This window comes from Chryseobacterium candidae, assembly GCF_004916905.1.
GTDB classification, from domain to species: domain Bacteria; phylum Bacteroidota; class Bacteroidia; order Flavobacteriales; family Weeksellaceae; genus Chryseobacterium; species Chryseobacterium candidae.
Map to the genome: position 1 here is coordinate 40,581 of NZ_SDLV01000047.1, position 17,209 is coordinate 57,789.

General features: G+C 36.9%; 21 protein-coding genes and 2 tRNA genes. 9 read left to right on the plus strand and 14 right to left on the minus strand.

Features of this window, described 5'->3' with window-relative positions:
- The first annotated feature begins 3 nt into the window (after positions 1 to 3).
- Entirely contained in the window at positions 4 to 369 is a 366-nt protein-coding gene (locus EK417_RS17735; protein WP_110367390.1) for a four helix bundle protein, read from the plus strand.
- A gap of 55 nt (positions 370 to 424) precedes the next feature.
- Positions 425 to 817: a hypothetical protein gene (locus EK417_RS17740; RefSeq protein WP_136522923.1), complete on the plus strand. Its 393-nt coding sequence runs from the start codon at positions 425 to 427 to the stop codon at positions 815 to 817.
- A 15-nt stretch (positions 818 to 832) separates the two neighbouring features.
- On the opposite strand, the gene EK417_RS17745 is transcribed toward EK417_RS17740, so the two are convergent.
- From EK417_RS17745 to EK417_RS17760, 4 genes are all read right to left on the minus strand, one after another.
- Positions 833 to 1,723, minus strand: coding sequence for a ferric siderophore ABC transporter substrate-binding protein (locus EK417_RS17745; RefSeq protein WP_136522924.1), 891 nt, complete (start codon positions 1,721 to 1,723; stop codon positions 833 to 835).
- 35 nt (positions 1,724 to 1,758) lie between these two features.
- Positions 1,759 to 2,157, minus strand: a complete 399-nt coding sequence (locus EK417_RS17750) for an ExbD/TolR family protein (protein ID WP_076595132.1) — start codon at positions 2,155 to 2,157, stop codon at positions 1,759 to 1,761.
- 11 nt (positions 2,158 to 2,168) lie between these two features.
- Positions 2,169 to 2,873, minus strand: coding sequence for a MotA/TolQ/ExbB proton channel family protein (locus EK417_RS17755; RefSeq protein WP_136522925.1), 705 nt, complete (start codon positions 2,871 to 2,873; stop codon positions 2,169 to 2,171).
- A gap of 168 nt (positions 2,874 to 3,041) precedes the next feature.
- A complete protein-coding gene (locus EK417_RS17760) occupies positions 3,042 to 3,503 on the minus strand; it encodes a hypothetical protein (RefSeq protein WP_076595133.1) in 462 nt (153 codons plus the stop codon).
- A 169-nt stretch (positions 3,504 to 3,672) separates the two neighbouring features.
- Between EK417_RS17760 and EK417_RS17765 the strand changes: the two genes are divergently transcribed.
- Positions 3,673 to 5,469, plus strand: a complete 1,797-nt coding sequence (locus tag EK417_RS17765) for a DUF885 domain-containing protein (protein ID WP_136522926.1) — start codon at positions 3,673 to 3,675, stop codon at positions 5,467 to 5,469.
- Between the two features lie 70 nt (positions 5,470 to 5,539).
- Complete coding sequence (locus tag EK417_RS17770) at positions 5,540 to 5,986, plus strand: DinB family protein (RefSeq protein WP_083688785.1); 447 nt, start codon at positions 5,540 to 5,542, stop codon at positions 5,984 to 5,986.
- 151 nt (positions 5,987 to 6,137) lie between these two features.
- On the opposite strand, the gene EK417_RS17775 is transcribed toward EK417_RS17770, so the two are convergent.
- Positions 6,138 to 6,758 carry an endonuclease III domain-containing protein gene (locus tag EK417_RS17775; RefSeq protein WP_076595135.1) on the minus strand — a complete coding sequence of 207 codons (621 nt, stop codon included), beginning with the start codon at positions 6,756 to 6,758 and terminating at the stop codon, positions 6,138 to 6,140.
- Positions 6,759 to 6,791: 33 nt separating this feature from the next.
- On the opposite strand from EK417_RS17775, the gene bcp reads away from it, so the two are divergent.
- The gene (gene bcp / locus EK417_RS17780; protein WP_076595136.1) at positions 6,792 to 7,241 is read left to right on the plus strand and encodes a thioredoxin-dependent thiol peroxidase; all 450 of its coding nucleotides are present in this window, start codon (positions 6,792 to 6,794) and stop codon (positions 7,239 to 7,241) included.
- A 91-nt stretch (positions 7,242 to 7,332) separates the two neighbouring features.
- Here the strand turns inward: bcp and EK417_RS17785 are convergent, their stop codons facing one another.
- The 5 genes from EK417_RS17785 to EK417_RS17805 are packed head-to-tail and all read right to left on the minus strand — an operon-like array spanning position 7,333 to position 11,529.
- Positions 7,333 to 7,866 (minus strand): GNAT family N-acetyltransferase, encoded by a 534-nt coding sequence (locus EK417_RS17785; protein ID WP_136522927.1) that lies wholly within the window; start codon positions 7,864 to 7,866, stop codon positions 7,333 to 7,335.
- Positions 7,835 to 8,497: a hypothetical protein gene (locus EK417_RS17790; RefSeq protein WP_136522928.1), complete on the minus strand. Its 663-nt coding sequence runs from the start codon at positions 8,495 to 8,497 to the stop codon at positions 7,835 to 7,837. Before EK417_RS17790 ends, EK417_RS17785 begins: the two co-directional genes overlap by 32 nt.
- A gap of 32 nt (positions 8,498 to 8,529) precedes the next feature.
- Positions 8,530 to 9,612, minus strand: coding sequence for a mannose-1-phosphate guanylyltransferase (locus tag EK417_RS17795; RefSeq protein WP_228408019.1), 1,083 nt, complete (start codon positions 9,610 to 9,612; stop codon positions 8,530 to 8,532).
- 2 nt (positions 9,613 to 9,614) lie between these two features.
- On the minus strand, positions 9,615 to 10,205 hold the full coding sequence (locus EK417_RS17800; protein ID WP_136522929.1) for a SprT-like domain-containing protein: 591 nt from the start codon (positions 10,203 to 10,205) through the stop codon (positions 9,615 to 9,617).
- A gap of 1 nt (position 10,206) precedes the next feature.
- Positions 10,207 to 11,529 carry a TolC family protein gene (locus EK417_RS17805; RefSeq protein WP_110367398.1) on the minus strand — a complete coding sequence of 441 codons (1,323 nt, stop codon included), beginning with the start codon at positions 11,527 to 11,529 and terminating at the stop codon, positions 10,207 to 10,209.
- Positions 11,530 to 11,712: 183 nt separating this feature from the next.
- Here EK417_RS17805 and EK417_RS17810 point away from each other — a divergent pair, with 183 nt between their 5' ends.
- The 4 genes from EK417_RS17810 (at position 11,713) to EK417_RS17825 (ending at position 14,419) form a co-directional block, all read left to right on the plus strand.
- Complete coding sequence (locus EK417_RS17810; protein ID WP_136522930.1) at positions 11,713 to 12,957, plus strand: bifunctional folylpolyglutamate synthase/dihydrofolate synthase; 1,245 nt, start codon at positions 11,713 to 11,715, stop codon at positions 12,955 to 12,957.
- A gap of 42 nt (positions 12,958 to 12,999) precedes the next feature.
- Positions 13,000 to 13,074: transfer RNA gene (locus EK417_RS17815), tRNA-Val, on the plus strand.
- 33 nt (positions 13,075 to 13,107) lie between these two features.
- Positions 13,108 to 13,182, plus strand: a tRNA-Val gene (locus EK417_RS17820).
- A 115-nt stretch (positions 13,183 to 13,297) separates the two neighbouring features.
- Complete coding sequence (locus EK417_RS17825) at positions 13,298 to 14,419, plus strand: hypothetical protein (RefSeq protein ID WP_076595142.1); 1,122 nt, start codon at positions 13,298 to 13,300, stop codon at positions 14,417 to 14,419.
- Here EK417_RS17825 and EK417_RS17830 read toward each other — a convergent pair.
- From EK417_RS17830 to EK417_RS21480, 4 genes are read right to left on the minus strand one after another with little or no spacing between them, the layout of a single operon-like run.
- Positions 14,409 to 15,332, minus strand: coding sequence for a glycosyltransferase family 9 protein (locus tag EK417_RS17830; RefSeq protein WP_076595309.1), 924 nt, complete (start codon positions 15,330 to 15,332; stop codon positions 14,409 to 14,411). The genes EK417_RS17825 and EK417_RS17830 overlap by 11 nt on opposite strands.
- 50 nt (positions 15,333 to 15,382) lie before the next feature.
- Positions 15,383 to 15,802: a SufE family protein gene (locus tag EK417_RS17835; RefSeq protein ID WP_076595143.1), complete on the minus strand. Its 420-nt coding sequence runs from the start codon at positions 15,800 to 15,802 to the stop codon at positions 15,383 to 15,385.
- A 44-nt stretch (positions 15,803 to 15,846) separates the two neighbouring features.
- Positions 15,847 to 16,944 carry a glycosyltransferase gene (locus EK417_RS17840; protein ID WP_076595144.1) on the minus strand — a complete coding sequence of 366 codons (1,098 nt, stop codon included), beginning with the start codon at positions 16,942 to 16,944 and terminating at the stop codon, positions 15,847 to 15,849.
- The gene (locus EK417_RS21480; protein ID WP_076595145.1) at positions 16,944 to 17,168 is read right to left on the minus strand and encodes a uroporphyrinogen decarboxylase; all 225 of its coding nucleotides are present in this window, start codon (positions 17,166 to 17,168) and stop codon (positions 16,944 to 16,946) included. The genes EK417_RS17840 and EK417_RS21480 overlap by 1 nt, the downstream gene beginning before the upstream one ends.
- Between the last annotated feature and the right edge of the window lie 41 nt (positions 17,169 to 17,209).

The following is a 17,209-nucleotide window of genomic DNA, read 5'->3' on the forward strand; positions in this document are numbered from 1 at the left end:
TTAATGAGCTACGAAAAACTTGATATTTATAATATTGCTTTTGAGTTGTTTATTGAAACACATGCACTTTCACTCAAACTGCCAAACTACGAATTATATGAATTGGGCAGTCAGTTGAGACGATCTGCCGATTCCATTGTTACAAACATTGCAGAAGGTTATGGAAGAAACAATTACAAAGGTGACTTTATCAGATTTCTTACTTACTCTCAGGCAAGTTGTGATGAAACAGTTTGCCACTTATCAAAAATCAATCGCCTCTATCCGGATTTAAGCTTAGGCTTTAAAGAAAAATCAGAACAATATAAACTCCTAGGAGGAAAAATCAATAACTTTATAAAATACGTCCAATTAAACTGGAGAACATAAACGCAACTAGCAACTAGCAACTAGCAACTAGCAACTAGCAACAAAACTATTCATTATGATCACAGATAAAGAATTTACCCTAAGACTCATCCGCCAATTAACCCAGGCATTGGAAAAACTGATTCTGGATAAACCTGAAGAAAGTTTAATGCAGAAAGAGCTGGATTTTGATACGTTGATGAGAGATATTTTCAAGATGAGTTTTACAGAGGTTGCTTCCAAAACCAAGGAACAGATGATTGCCATCGTTAATGAAAGACAGGAAAGAGATCATAAAGATTATTATGAAATGTTGGGAAATCTTTTCTATTTCAACAGCAAACATGAAAATAACAAAGATTTTCAGGATAAAGCAAAGACATTCTATGAGCTATATCTTCAGACCAGTGGAATCTTTGCACTCCCAATCATCAACAGAATAAATGAATTAAAAAAAGCACTTGAATAAAGTGCTTTTGTATTTTTAGAATGTAATTTTATAAGTTCCGGTGGAAGAAGTATTGGCTTTCTCTGCCTTTACATACTTTTTAACCCAGGCAACAGATGTAGATGCTACACAAGGATCTGAAATCCCTCCGGCTCTTCTTGCGGAAACAACATTTCCTGCTTTATCTACAGTATAAGCAATGGTAATTGATCCGCTTGCCGTGCAGCTGTGAGAAGGCTGTGCTCCTCCTCTTCCCATTGTTCCGGGAATATAGCCTACCAGTTTTCTATCGATTCCTACTTTACTGTCTCCGTTTCCGTCACCACCTAAAGGATCTCCTGCATTTCCAATTCCTTCACCTGTCCCCTGGCTTCCTGCTTTGGTTCCTCTTCCTTTGATCAGGTTTCCGATAGCAGCATTTCCTTTTCCGTCTCCATTCCCTGTTTTTGAGTTTGCCGCAGCTGCTCCTGATTTTTTGGTATTTTTTGAAGCACTCGTGCTGGTGGCTTCTTTTTTCTCAGCTTTTTTAGATTCCTCTTTTTTAGGAAAAGCAGCTTTTGAATTATTTCCTGTAATGACCTTCTCTTTAACCTCAGTTTTCTTTGGTTCCGGAGTAGGAGCTGGTTCTGGTTTTATAACTGTTTTTGTTTCCGAAACCGGAGTTTCTGCAGGCACTGATGTTACTTCTTCTGTTGCAGCAGCAAGACTTCCAGGCTGTTCAGCTGGCTCTTCAATCCCCTTTCCATTTCTGTTGTCTCCGAAGTTCACCAGCATGGTAGTAACCACTTCAGGATCTTTGTCCAGTTCAGGTTTTAATTTATACAAAAAAACAAAAAGCAAAATAGCAGCCCAGATAAGAATAGAAAGCAGTGCGCTCTTTACTCTATCTTTATTTTCTTCGTTTCTGTTTGCTGTATAGCTTTTCATCTTAAAACGTAATTGTTTCCGGAAATCCGGATCTGTTATTTATCTTTAACGGTTGCAATGGCAATGTTAAATTTATATTTCTCAGCAATTTCCATTACAAAAACTACATCTTTATGTAATGTATTTTCGTCTGCTCTTATCGTGAATGATTTATTGGTCTGGCTGGCCAATTTATCTACAATAATCCTCTCCAGTTCTCCTTTATTTACAGGATTGTCATCCACAAAGAATGAACCATCCGGTTTGATACTTACTGTCACAGGATTCGGAATATTATCATCAACGGCTCCGGCTTTCGGCAGATTCACATCAATAGCGCTTTGATTGGCTGCTGAAGAGGTGATCATAAAGAAAATCAGCATCAACAGGATAACGTCTGTCATCGCTGCTAAACTGAATTCCGGATTTGCTTTATTTCTTCTTTGAATTTTCATCGTAAGAAAATTTATAAAGGTTTGTTGATAAGGTCTAAAAATTCTCCTGACATATTCTGAGCTTTAAGGACAAATTTATCAATCCTTGTCAATAGAATATTATAGCAGAAGTTAGCCGGAATTGCCACAGCAAGACCTACAGCGGTCTGTCCCAAAGCAGTATAGATACCTTCAGAAAGTGTTTTCGGAGAGAAAGATCCTGTGGCATGGGAAAGATTAAAGAAAGCAATAATCATCCCGATTACCGTACCTAAAAGGCCCAACATGGGTGCTATACTTGGCACTACAGCCAAAAGGTTCAGATTTTTTTCCATATTGGCAACCTCTACCTGTGCCTGCGATTCCATAGCACTTACAATATCAGAAACAGGACGTCCTAATCTTGAAATTCCTTTTTCTAAAATTCTTCCTTCAGGAGAGTTCTGGGTTTTGCAGTAATCTCCTGCTGCTTCTATTTTCCCAGCCTTGATGAAGTCTTCGATATTGTTCATGAAGTTGGAATCTGTTTTTGATGTCAGCCTTTTGATAAAGAAAAATCTTTCAAAAAACAGATATAGAGAAAACACTCCCAATAGCAACACAGTGACCATCACTATTTTAGCAAAAGCTCCTCCGTGGAACATAATCTTCCAGAATGAGAACTCTAAGTTGTCCGCAGCAACTGCAGGAGTAGCGATTTGTGCAAATAAAATCTGAGAAAGTTCCGTTAACAGCATTAAATGTAAATTTTATTAAATTTCAACGACAAATGTAGGAGAATATTATGAATTGAACTCTTAAAAATTGCTTAAAAACAACTTAAATTTTGTTACAATTTTACAAACAGCAAATTTCTTTCCAAAATTATTTGAAAAGAAATCCGGTACTAAGAATGAAGGTATCGGCTAATCTTCGTCTACCTCAATATCATCCTGCTTAAATTCGCATTTTAATCTAAAAGGAATCGGTGTATCTGATCCGGTATAGAAATCATCAATGGTTCCTTTCCAGATCACCTGAAGCTCCCCTTCTTCATTTTTTTCAAAAAGAAGCTCATTGTCATAGATATAGGCATCTTCGTCATCGAAAAGGTCTACTTCTGTATAAGTTTCTTCTTCAGAATCATTGATTTTGATAGTTTTTCCTTCTATTTCCGGCGACTCGATAGGGAAATCGAAAATTTCAAGTGAAAGCTGCGGAAAGTTGTATTGTAATGAATCATCCTCTACGTGATCCAAGCTGTCATCCGTAATCACTTCAACCTCTAAAAGGTGTTGTTGGTTGCTGTAAACTGCCTTACAATAAGTATTTCTGATATTGTATTTTAGCGTTTCGTCCGGATGGTAAATTTTTAAAATCCCTTTCATTTTTTCTTAAAAAAGAACTGTAATAATATGATTGCTAAATGTTTTAGACAAAGATAAAAAATTGATTCAAAGTTGAAAGGATTTTGAAAATAATTTTTTAAAATCAATGCAAACAATAAGTCTGAATCTCCCAATAATACTTACTTTTGCTTTCATAAAGATTCTGAAAATGAAAAACATTGTATCAAAAAGTATTCTGGGATTAGGACTGATGATTGGTCTTGCATCCTGCAAAAAATCGGATTCTCCCCTTACAAAAGTAACGCCCAGCAACCTGGATTCTATTGCTTCCAATTATTACGAGCAGTACCTGAAGCTATACCCGTTAGATGCTACAGCACAGGGAGATACAAGATATAATGACCAGCTTCCTATCAATATTGATAAAGATTTTATCTCAGGAGAAATAGCATTCTACAATTCTGTGCAAAAACAGCTGGAACATGTAGATTATAAATCCCTTTCTGATGAAGATAAGGTAGTGTATGATGTTTTGGATTATACTTTAAAAGATAAAACTGAGGCCTATGCCTACCATCCGGAATATATTCCTTTTACTCAATTTGGAGGACTTCCGCTTACTTTTCCTCTGTATGGGAGCGGACAGGGCAATCAACCTTTTAAAACAGAAAAAGACTACAGCGACTGGCTGAAAAGAATGGAAAAATTCCCGGAATGGATGAATGCCGCGTCAGACAATTTCCGCGAAGGAATCAACAATAAGATTGTACTTCCTAAAAAACTGGTTGTCAAGATGATTCCTCAGATGAAAGCAGAGGAAATCACCACTTCTGACATAGAAAAGAATATTTTCTATGGTCCGATAAGAAATTTTCCGAAAAGCTTCTCTCAGGCTCAGAAAGAAAAATTCTCGGCACTTTATAAAGAGGCTATTACCAAAAAAATTATTCCGGCTTATACTAAAATGGGAACATTTTTAGAAAAAGAATACCTTCCGAAAGCAAGAGATACAGACGGATACAACAGTCTTCCAAACGGAAACGAGATCTACAACTATTATGTAAAAAGCTGGACAACCACTAAGAAATCTCCTGAAGAAATTAATAAAATCGGACTTCAGCAAGTAGCTATGCTTCGTGCAGAAATGGAAAAAGTAAAGCAGCAGGTAGGTTTTACAGGAACTCTTGAAGATTTTATCACTTTTGTTAAAACGGATCCAAAGGCAATGCCTTATAAAACGTCTAAAGAGGTTTTAAATGCATTTAACGGGATCTTAACTAAAATCACTCCGAAGCTGAAAACCATGTTTAATGTAACACCTAAAACAAAGTTTGAGATCAGACAGACGGAGAAATTCAGAGAAGCAAGTGCCAGTGCAGAATATATGCCGGGAACTCCGGATGGTAAAAGAGCTGGAATATTTTATGTCCCGTTACCGGACCCTGCCAAATTTAATGTTACTTCAGGAATGGAGTCTCTTTTCCTTCACGAAGCCATTCCGGGGCATCACTATCAGATGTCTCTTCAACAGGAAAATACTAAACTCCCTAAATTCATGAGATTCGGATGGTTCGGAGCGTACGGCGAAGGATGGGCTCATTATTGTGAGACTTTAGGCCCTGAGTTTGGTTTATATACAGATCCTTATCAGAAAATGGGTTACCTGAGCGATCAGATGCTGAGAGCGGTAAGACTTGTAGTAGATACGGGACTTCATACCGGAAAAATGACAAGAGAAGAAGCGATCAGATATTTCTTAAGCAATATTTCTTATGATGAAGGGGCTGCCACTGCAGAAGTAGAAAGATATATGGCGATGCCGGGTCAGGCTTTAGGGTATAAGATAGGGTCTTTAAGAATCCGTGAGCTGAGAGAAAAATATCAGAAAGAACTTGGGAACAAATTCAATCTGGCAAGCTTCCACGATGAAGTGTTAAGCCAGGGGTGTCTTCCTCTGGATGTTCTGAACAGAAAAATGGAGCTTTGGGCTCAAAAACAAAAATAAATTTACACTAATAAGGGTACTTCGTTAATCGGTACCCTTTTATTTTGTTCTTCTAAATAAAGAAATTAATATGATCACAGAAAGCCTCAGATCTCTTTTTAACAGAGATTTAAGTAAATTAAAAACAGAGATAGAAGCCTATCAAAAAGAAGAAAATCTTTGGAAGATTGATAAAAACATTGCTAATTCTGCGGGTAATCTAACCCTTCACTTGGTGGGAAATATCAATCATTTTATAGGAGCACAGCTTGGAAACACCGGATATGTAAGGCATCGTGAGCTGGAATTTTCATTAAATGATGTTCCTAGAGCTGAACTTATTGAAAAACTTGAAGCCACCATAGCAATGATAGATTCCGTTCTGCCGCAATTGTCTGAAGAAGATCTTAAAAAAGAATATCCATTGGTTGTTTTTGAGAGAGCCATGACAACAGATTACTTTCTGATCCATCTGGTTGCTCATCTTGATTATCATTTGGGACAGATTAATTACCACAGAAGGTTATTGGACATTTAATCCATCAATTAACAACTAAAATAACGCAACGATCACAAAGTAATTGTTGCGTTTTCTTTTTCGTTCGCAAGGCCGTTTCACTCAGCTAAGAAAACATTGTCCTGGCCAAACGAAGTACCTCTTTGCGATATTTGCATTAAAATACAACGGGTTACTTCTCAAACATCATTTTCGTAATAAAATCCTTTTCTCCTTTTCCTCTTGCCGGAGAATATTCTCTTCCATAGAAAATGATCTGAAGGTGAAGCTTATTCCATACTTCTTCAGGGAATAATTTCTTGGCATCACGCTCCGTTTCCACCACATTTTTTCCGGAGGTAAGTTTCCACTGTGTCATCAGCCGATGAATGTGAGTATCTACAGGAAAAGCAGGAAATCCGAAACCCTGGCTCATCACTACTGATGCGGTCTTGTGCCCTACGCCCGGAAGCGCTTCCAATTCTTCATAAGTTTGCGGAACAATACCGTTATGTCTTTCCAGCAGAAGTTCTGCCATCCTTTTAAGGTTTTTGGCTTTGGTATTGGATAGTCCGATTTCTTTAATTAATTCCTTGATCTCAAATTCTTCAAGTTTAGCCATTCTTTGTGGCGTTCCTGCTACCGCAAAAAGATCTGGGGTCACCTGGTTAACTTTTTTATCTGTGGTCTGTGCGGAAAGTGCTACAGCTACCATTAATGTATAGGGATCGGTATGATCTAACGGAATAGGTGTGGTGGGATATAATTTATCCAGTTCTATCTGAACAAGCTCAGCTCTTTGTTTTTTTGTCATGTATGCCTTAAATTTGAACAAAATTAAATCATTATGCTGAAAGTTGGAGATAAATTACCTGAATTTGAAGGATTCAATCAAGACGGAGAAACGGTAACCTCATCAAAGTTAATAGGAAAAAAACTGGTGGTTTTCTTCTATCCGCAAGCGAATACACCAACCTGTACTGTGGAAGCCTGCAACCTGAGTGATAATTATTCCAGGCTTGAAAAAGCAGGATACCAATTACTGGGAGTAAGTGGCGACACTGTAAAGAAACAGAAGAACTTCCACAGTAAATTTGCATTTCCCTATGATCTTATTGCAGATGAAAACCGCAATATCATTGAGAAATTCGGGGTATGGCAGGAGAAAAAAACGTTTGGAAAAACGTATATGGGAATTGTAAGAACCACTTTTATTTTCGATGAAAATGGTATTTGTACAAGAGTGATTGAAAAAGTAACGTCAAAGACTGCTGCTGAGCAGATTCTGGAAGGATAACTTTTTTTTAAACACAGATATCACAAATATTTTCACAAATAACACAGATATATTATTGTGCTATTTGTGAAAATATTTTTTTATAGATTTATTATTCTGTTTCGTAATAATTTAACTCTTCTGTTTCACCAGGAAGTGTAACGTGCTTTTTAAACCTTAATCCCAGCTTTTCAATGAGCTTTTGGGAAGAAACATTATCTTTTGAAATGATGGCGGATATTTTTGTTAATCCAAACTCATCCATTCCAATAGATTTAACCTTCTGAGCAGCTTCAAAAGCATATCCTTTACCTTCGAACTCTTCCAGTAGAGAATATCCTATATCCACAATATCCAGCCCTTCTCTTTCGAAGATTCCTACTGCCCCTACTTTTTTATTTCCCTCTTTAGTTACTAAAAGATAGTTTCCAAATCCAAGTCTTTCAATTTGGGGAGCAAATCTATTGAGGATATAATTTTCGGCGTCTTCCACAGAATTAACATTCCGGTTTCCGATATGTTGAATGAATTTGGGTGTGTTGTAAAGCTCAAAGACGAAATCTTTGTCTTCACTGGACATGGGACGAAGGATTAATCGCTCTGTCTCATAGGTATTATCTGCGTTTGGGTGTTTTTTGGGGTTCATCTTTCTTTGGTTCTTCCTTTTTTTCGATTTTTAAAAGTCTCGGGTTATTAACGCATTTTTTATTGTAAAGCTCAATATAGGTTCCATTGTCTTTGACATTGCTTACAGCACCTGTAGATTTATTTACTGTAACTGTATAATGCGTTTTCTGGTATGGACATTCCTTTGAGGTGAGTTTTCCAAGGTCCAGATAGTAATTCGACTTGTCTTCATGATAATTACCTGCAAGGTCCTTAAACTCCTCATCTATCATATATCCGTCAGCAGCTAATACAACAGCTGCTTCCTGGGCATTATCAATTCTGTCTACAAACTTCTTCAGTCCTTCGACAGCCGTAACGTAATTTACTTTACCTCCTTCTGAATAAGCGATATAATAAAAGCTGCCTTCACTGGGAAAAAGATTAAATCCAGAGAATTGAGGAGTATAATTTACCTTACCCGAAATCTTTATTTCCTGACCTTTACCATAGCTGTTGTAGACCAACACCCATGAATCTACCCTGCTACCCGGGTTGATTTGCTGTAAAACAGCAGGAATGCTTGAAAACTTTTTCTTCTCCTGGGCAAATCCTAAGATTCCCAAAAGTAAAAATGTAAGAATTGTAAATCGGGTTGCGGTTTTAATCATAATTTAAAAATCAGCAGAAAATATAACAAATATTACATGAACTTCTCGCCCTTCTTAAAGCTCTTCAAATCAAGAACATAATCTTTAATGAGCTGATCATTATCCCGGGGACAGATGAGAAGTGCCTTATCTGTGTCTACAACAATGTAGTTTTCAAGGCCATCAATGATAACAGCCTTATTATTATTCTTTAACCGGATGATATTCCCTTTTGAATTATAAGAAAGTAAATGTTTCAGTTTTACAGCGTTTCCGTCTTTATCTTTTTCCGTATTTTCATATACAGAGGTCCATGTCCCAAGATCACTCCATCCTAAATCTGAAGGAATTACATATACATTCTTGGCTTTTTCCAAAATCCCGTTATCAATGGAAATTTTCTGTACCTTCGGATAGATGGTTTCAATACAACTGTTTTCTTTTTCTGAGTTGTACTCACAAGCCATAAAATGCTGCATCATCTCAGGAAGATAAAGATTAAATGCGTGGTGAATGCTTTTTACATTCCAAACAAAAATCCCTGCATTCCAAAGGAAATCACCACTTTCCAAGAAGCTTTGGGCTATTTCAAGAATAGGTTTTTCAGTGAATGTTTTCACTTTAAAATATTCAGATCCCTTTTTTTCTACAAACTGAATATAGCCATAACCTGTATCAGGTCTTGTAGGAGTGATTCCTAATGTTACAAGATAATCATTTTTTGAAGCCACCTCAAACGCAAGCTCTACTTTTTCCAGAAATGTATCCTCTTTAAGAATAAGATGATCAGCCGGCAATACAATCATGGTGGCATCCGGATTAATCTCAGCAATTTTGTTCGCCATATACAGATTACAAGCTGCTGTATTCTTCATAAGCGGCTCACCCACAATATTCTCTTCAGGAATCTCCGGAAGCTGCTGATGGGAAACATGAACATATTCTTTATTCGTAATCACGAATATCTGCTCTTTAGGAATTACCTTGCTGATTCGGTCATAGGTCTGCTGAATCATAGTACGCCCGGTTCCTAAAATATCCTGAAACTGTTTTGGAAATTTCTGCGTGCTCATAGGCCAGAACCGGCTTCCGATTCCTCCAGCCATGATAACACAATATCTATCTGATTTTGACATTCTTAGCTACATTTTTCTACCCTCGCTAAAGGCTTAAAAGAATACTTCCTTCCAGTAGCCAGGTTCTTACAAAGATAGTTTTTTTTAACCAGACCTTCTAATAAATACTTTTCGTTGCGATAGATAAAAAATTCGCCCTTTTTAAGTTCCTCGATAAATTGCAGAGTATCATCCTGCTTCTCAGTATGGAAATATCTTACCAGATCAGGGCTTGCCATAAAATTGGCTTTGGGTGATTTTGAAAACTTTATGATGATAGGCTTCAGCTCTTCATCATAAATTTCAAGACTTTCCAGAAGCATATTTCTGAAAGTTTCTTTCCATTCGTTGCCATGAGGCGAGATTCTTCTTCCATATTTTTCGAAAGCAATCAGATGTGCCAGCTCGTGAGTAAGCACAAAGAAAAAAAGCTGCGGAGTAAGAGTAGAATTTACCGTAATTTCATGAGAATTGTCCGGAAGCTTTCTGTAATCCCCAAGTTTTGAATTTCTGTTCCTTGTAACTTTTATATGTATATAGTAATCTGCAAACCAGATTCTTAAATATTTAAGTGTATTTTGAGGTAAGTATTTTTCTAATGATTGAATTGGCATTTTACAAACTTAATGGAATTCCTGCATAGAAATTCAATAGTTTAAGACTAAAAAGATAATTATATTTTGCCTGCGCTACTGATCCCCGTGCATTTGCATAATTATTTCTCGCCACGTTGACGTCATAGATAGTGGTTTTACCGGCAGCATAACTTTTATCTGCAAAATCAAGAGCCAGTTTAGAGCTTTTTTCAGCTTCCACTGCCGCCAGATACGTTTCATAATTGGCATCAGCATCAAACTGAGCTTTCTGAACATTTTGTCTTACCGTCTGTTTCTGTTGCTCTAAGGTATTTTTGGCTATGCTTTCGTTGATTTTGGACTGCTCTACCTGAAGTTTTGTTTTCCCTTTATTGAAGATAGGAATATTAAGTGATACCCCTACATTTTGTCCGAACTGATCTTTATATTGTTCAAAAAAAGTTCCCTGCACAACACCCGGCATAGCATCAAACTGCCTGTTATAAAAAGTATTAAGACCAGCATTGGCTGTCAACGTAGGCCAGAATGCCGTTTTACTTACCTCAGTTTGCGCTTCTGCAGATCTTATCCGGCTTTCGGCCGCTTTGATCTGGGGTTGTATATCATACGCCGTTGCAAGCACTTCATCTACAGTATTAAGCTGTAAATCAAGTTTTTCCGGAACATTCACATCTTCAACATCAAAACCCTTATAATCTGACAGTTGTAATAGCTGAGCAATAGCAAACAAAGCGCGTCCAACATTTACTTCTGCTGTTTTAAGGTTTTGTTTTTCTCTTGCCAATGCCGCTTCAGCCTCTGCCAGAACCGTCTGCGCAGTTGTTCCAACCTGAGTTGTGATCTTAGCTCTGTCAAACTGTTTCTGAGCATTATCCACGGCACTCTGAGAAATTTTAACGATCTCTTTATTCAATAAGGTGTTCAGGTATTGTTGAGCGATCTGAAGAGAGATATCATTTTTAATGGTTTCAATGTCATATTGACTTGCTTCTACATCAAACTGGGCTTTTCTTACATTTTTCTCTAATCTCCCATTATTATAGAGCAGAATATCGGCTCCCAGACCAACATTGTTATTGAATCTATCGTTTCTAAAGCTTCCTGCTCCTAATGAGCCTTGCCCAAAACTTACTCCATTTGTAACACTAGCTGATACAGAAGGTAAATACTCTTTTTGGGCTGCTTTAAGATTATATTCCTGGTTTTGTTTGTTATACTGATTTTGGATAACCTGAAGATTATGCTCCACTGCATAGCTTACACATTCTTTTAAGGACCATTTCTTCTGAGCACTTAAACCCAGATAACCTAATCCAAAAACGATGATCCAAACTTTTTTCATATTGTATATGTTTATTTGTTTTTAATGGCCATATGGAATCGCATCATATTAAGCAATATTTGTATTTACAAATCAGAGCGATTTCATATTAAGATTTTTCAATATTAGACGAATTAAATATAAAAAAGTTACAGATTGAAAAATTATATTTTATTTTAAAAAAACTTTTGGGAATTTTGTACCATGACAAATGAACAATATCAGGAAGCTATCGATTGGCTTTTCGTACAGATGCCCAACTATCAGATAGATGGACAGAAAGCTTATAAACCTGGGCTTGACAACATAACAAAGCTTTGTGCTTTTTTTGGAAATCCTCAGGATAAAATAAAGTGTATTCACATTGGCGGCACCAATGGAAAGGGTTCTTCAAGCAATATGCTGGCATCGGTTCTTCAGGAAGCTGGTTATAAAACCGGATTGTACAATTCCCCACACCTTATAGACTTCACAGAGCGCATTAAAGTGAATGGAAGAAATTGTAATAAAGAATTTGTCTTTGATTTTATTCAAAAGCTGAAAACGATTCCGGAATATATCCGTCCCTCTTTCTTCGAATTTACAACCATCATGGCTTTTGAATATTTTTATCAGCAACAGGTAGATTTTGCCATTATTGAAGTAGGATTGGGAGGAAGACTGGATTCTACCAATATTATTAAACCATTGATTTCGGCTATTACCAATGTACAGCTGGATCATCAGAATATTCTTGGAGATACCATCGAAGAAATTGCCACGGAGAAAGCTGGGATAATTAAAAGCAATATCCCAATTGTTTCCGGGGACGAGAACGAAGCCGTTAAAAATATCCTTCAGGAAAAAGCAACGGAAGAAAATGCTCCATTTGTAGATGCTACTCTTATTAATACAGATCTGGAATCTGATCTGAAAGGAAACTATCAGAAAAAGAACATCAGAGTTGTAATGGCCGCGGTAGAAGAATTAAGAAAACAAGAAATAGAGATTGCTGACGGAGCATTGGAAAAAGGACTTCTCCATGTGCATCAGAATACAGGATTTATTGGCCGTTGGTTTGAATTTTCACAACATCCGCTTACGATTTGTGATACGGGGCACAATCAGGCAGGTTTGGAGTATGTTTTTTCACAATTAAATTCAATTGAGAGGCACAAGCATGTCATTTTGGGATTTGTGAATGACAAAAAAATAGATGATGTAATGAAAATGCTTCCTGAAAATTCTGAGTTCTATTTTGCAAAACCGTCTGTCCACAGGGGAAGACACCCGGAAGATTATGAAAACATGCTTCAGGAGGCGAAAATTTTTTATAAAATTTTTGATTCCGTGCAGGAAGCGTATCTCGCTGCAAAAGAACAATGTACAAATGAAGAAATGATTTTTATTGGCGGAAGCAACTTTGTAGTGGGAGATTTTTTGGAAAAAAATTTGGAGATTAAAGAATAAGTCGTATATTTGCACCACTCTAAACAAGAGAACAAGTATAGAGGGTTCTTAGCTCAGTTGGTTCAGAGCATCTGGTTTACACCCAGAGGGTCGGGGGTTCGAATCCCTCAGGACCCACAGAAAAGGAAACGAAACCTTTCAAAAAAATTCGGGTTCTTAGCTCAGTTGGTTCAGAGCATCTGGTTTACACCCAGAGGGTCGGGGGTTCGAATCCCTCAGGACCCACAGAAATCTCTCTTTTTTAAGGGAGATTTTTTTATTTTTATCCCTAAGCATTTAAAAGCGTCCTGCGCTTTCCTTATATTTATTTACCTTTGTCTGCATTTGAATTTCGCCTGACGTGAAGGAACTCCATCTCATATCATTCAATTATCCCTACCCTCCTTCTTATGGTGGGATCATTGATGTATTTTATAAGATTAAGGCCTTGTCTGATCTGGGAATAAAAATTCACCTTCACTGTTTTGTAGATCAAATCCCTCATAAGATTGATCCGGAGGTCAAAGCGATTACGGAAAATCTGTTTTTTTATCAAAAGAGAAAGAATCCACTCCTCTATTTTTCAGGAACACCTTTCGCAGCAGCTATCAGAGATTCTAAAGCCCTTCTTAAAAACCTGGAAAAGAATAAAGCTCCGATCTTGTTCGAGGGTTTACAGACAACGCATATTATCCGGTTTCTGAAAGAGAATAACCAAAAACTCTATCTTCGCCTTCACAACAACGAAGCTGAATATTATAAAGGCCTTTCCGGGTCAGAAAAAAATCTATTCAAAAAGATCATCTACACCATTGAATCTTTAAAATATACAGGATATCAGAAAAAGCTTTTAAAGAAATTCGAAGCCGTATTCTGCTTGTCTGAAAAAGAGTATCATGAAGTTGAATCCTATTCAAAGAATGCACATTTGATTCATATTTTCCACGGCAACCCATCCGTAAAGCAACTGGATAAAAAAGGAAGTTATTTTCTTTTTCACGGAGATCTCACCACTGCGGACAATAAAAGAGCATTGAATGAGACTATTGAGTTATTTAAAACGCTTCCCCAATATAAACTGGTTGTCGCCTCAGATCGGGCCAGTGAAGATATTAAAAGCAAGATTTCGGCAGTTGAGAATATCAGCCTCACTCCTATTGAAACTACAGAAAACCTTTATCGTCTTCTGGAAGCTGCTCATGCCAATATTTTGATTTCTTACCAGAATTCAGGAACAAAGGTGAAGCTTTTCAATACGCTTTACAACAGCCGTTTTGTAATTATTAATGGTAATATTACGGATGATCCTGTTTTAACAAATTTATGCCTGTATGGTACTGATATGAGGCAAATCCGCCAGCATATTATTACCTCAGCTGAAAAAGACTATCATGAAACGGAAAAAAGAAAGAATATTTTAGAAACAAGCCACTCTGATAAAGCTAAAGCCGAAGAAATAATAAAGCTGATTTTTAAAAATTAACCCTGTCCACAACTTTCTGAATATTAAATTCTTCAAGACAGGCCCAGTCGCCTCTGTAACATTCTTTATCTCCAAAAACGGAACATGGCCTGCAGCTAAGATCTTTCACCTGAACCGCATCTTCTTCGCTCTGTCCAAATCCTAAAAATCCGGCATAAGGGTGAGTTGCTCCCCAAATAGAAACACATCGCGTTCCTACAAGACTTGCAAGGTGCATATTGGCAGAATCCATGGAAATCATCAGTTCTAATCCGGCAATATAATTAAGTTCTTCTGTAAGATTTAATTTTCCGGCAAGGTTTTTTGTATTAGGAATCTCTTCTTCCCATTTTTCAAGGGTTTCGGTTTCTTTTTTACCTCCTCCAAAGAAGTACACTGTATGTTTCCGAGCCAGAATTCTTACCAGCTCATACGACTTCTCCAAAGGAAGCATTTTTCCCTTATGCTGGGCAAAAGGAGCGAACCCTATTCCTGATTTCTGCTCCGAAACCGGCCTTAATTGATGAGAAAGTTCAATACTGAATCCCATTTCACGAAAAACATCAGCGTAACGTTCTACCGTTTTTTTAAGCTGAACCTTTTCCAGATTCCATACATCCGTAAGATGTTCTTTTTCCTCTTTCCCTTTATCTATTTTGAAGACCTTAAGTCCTTTTCGTCTGTATATTCTGTCTAAAACCTTGGTTCGGATTACATCATGGAGGTTGGCAATACAATCAGGATTAAATTCACGGATCAGTTCATTACTCAGTTTTCTCAATCCAAAAAGACCTTTGTAATCATCCAGATCAATTCCCTTAAAAGTTACATTGGAAATTCCCGCAAACAGAGACTCAAAGTTTTTCCTGGAAACCATAATAATTTCCACACCGGGATTCTGCTCCAGAAATTCTCTGAAAACAGGTACTGTCATTGCAACATCTCCGAATGCGGAAAAACGATATGCTAAAATTCTGGTCACGATTATGATTTCAGCTGGTAAGCAACTGCATAAAACTTGATCTGCTTTGTCATCGCCATCAGCCCGTTAGCTCTGGAAGGTGAAAGAAATTCCTGTAGTCCTATTTCTCCGATAAAATCAAAATCAGAATCCAGGATTTCCTGAGTGGAATGTCCACTGTAAATACTCACTAATAGAGAAACGATACCTTTGGGTAAAATACCATCAGAATCTGCATTAAAGAAAAGTTTCCCTTCTTTAAATTCAGCATCAATCCAAACTTTGCTCTGGCAGCCTTTAATAAGATTTTCTTCTGTTTTCTTATCATCCGGTAAGCCTTTCAGTTCTTTTCCAAGATCAATGATGTACTCATACTTTTGCTCCCAATCGTCAAGAAAAGCGAATTCGTCTATTATTTCCTGCTGTTTTTCTTTAATGGTCATTTTAAATCAAATTTCTTTTGCAAAGATAACCAATTTTGTAAAAATTATTTACCGGATGCTTTTTCAAAAAGCTGCAGGATTTTTGTTTCTTCATTCTCCCAGCAAAAAACATCTGCTGCCTTATTTAATTCACTTTGATAATACTGTCTTCCCCTATGAAGAACAAGATTAATTGCTTTCTCAATGGTTTCAGGCTGATGATCCGGAATAATTTCTCCTACATTAAATTGATTTTTTATCCTTTGCATCTCCGGAAAATTAATCATCACAAGCGGTACTCTAGACTGTATGTAATCACAAACCTTATTGGGAAGCGAATAATAGTAGCTTACCCCGTTGTTTTCTTCAAGACTGAATCCCGCATCAGCAGTTTTGGTTATTTCCCTAAGATTTTCCGGTTTCAGCTTACCCAGGAAAAATACTTTATCCTGCAGTTTTTCCTGAATAACAAGTTCCTCATATTCTTTTTTCTTTGGTCCGTCACCTGCAATTTTCAGGACAGCATCTTTAATATGATGCATTGCCAAAATCATTTTTTCTATACCTCTGGATTGATTAATTGCTCCCTGATACAGAATAATTTTAGGCTTATTATCGGGAATTTCCGGTGCAGAAAGAATTTTTCTCGGAATATTTCTAACCACTACCGGATTCACATTGTATTGTTCATGAAACCATTCTGCGTAGCTTTCACTTTCTGTCATCATCAAATCCATGTGAGGAACGAGCTTTCTCTCTAGCACTCTCCAGAATTTTTGCGAAAATCTGTTCTGAACCGATGGCATTTCCGTGAAAATTTCATGGCTGTCAAAGACTAGCGGAATGTTCAATTTTCTGGCAATGAGATAATTTGGCAGAAGTGCATCAATGTCATTGGCATGAAGGATCGTATCTTTGTCCGCTTTTTTCTTCAGCTCTTTATATAATTTCCAGTTGAATTCAAAATAAGCGGTCTTTAAACTTTTAGACTTTAAGCTGATCCTTGAAAAAGAGTAAGGACGCTCCATTTTTTCATTTCCTTCCCAGTCGTTACCGATCAGTTCTATAGAATATCCGTTGTCAAAAAGGGTTTTGCATACCTTCTCTATCCGTTGGTCAGTATACAGATTACTAAAAGCAGAAGTAATTATTTTTTTCCTCATCAATCTTTCTTATCTAGCATTAAATAATAGATTTGAATGAAACAAATAAGCCCGTTTGGTATAATAACCGGCCAAAGCATTCCATTAAAGATACCATAAATGACAAAACAAATACAGCCAATCATATTGACCACTCTTATTTTTCTTACATCTTTCAGTATGAAACTCAATACGATAAAAAGAGAAGCAGAATAGCCGATGTAATTAGTAATTTCAGTATTCATGGGGGAAATTTAAGGAGAACAAACTTAATCATTTTCAATAA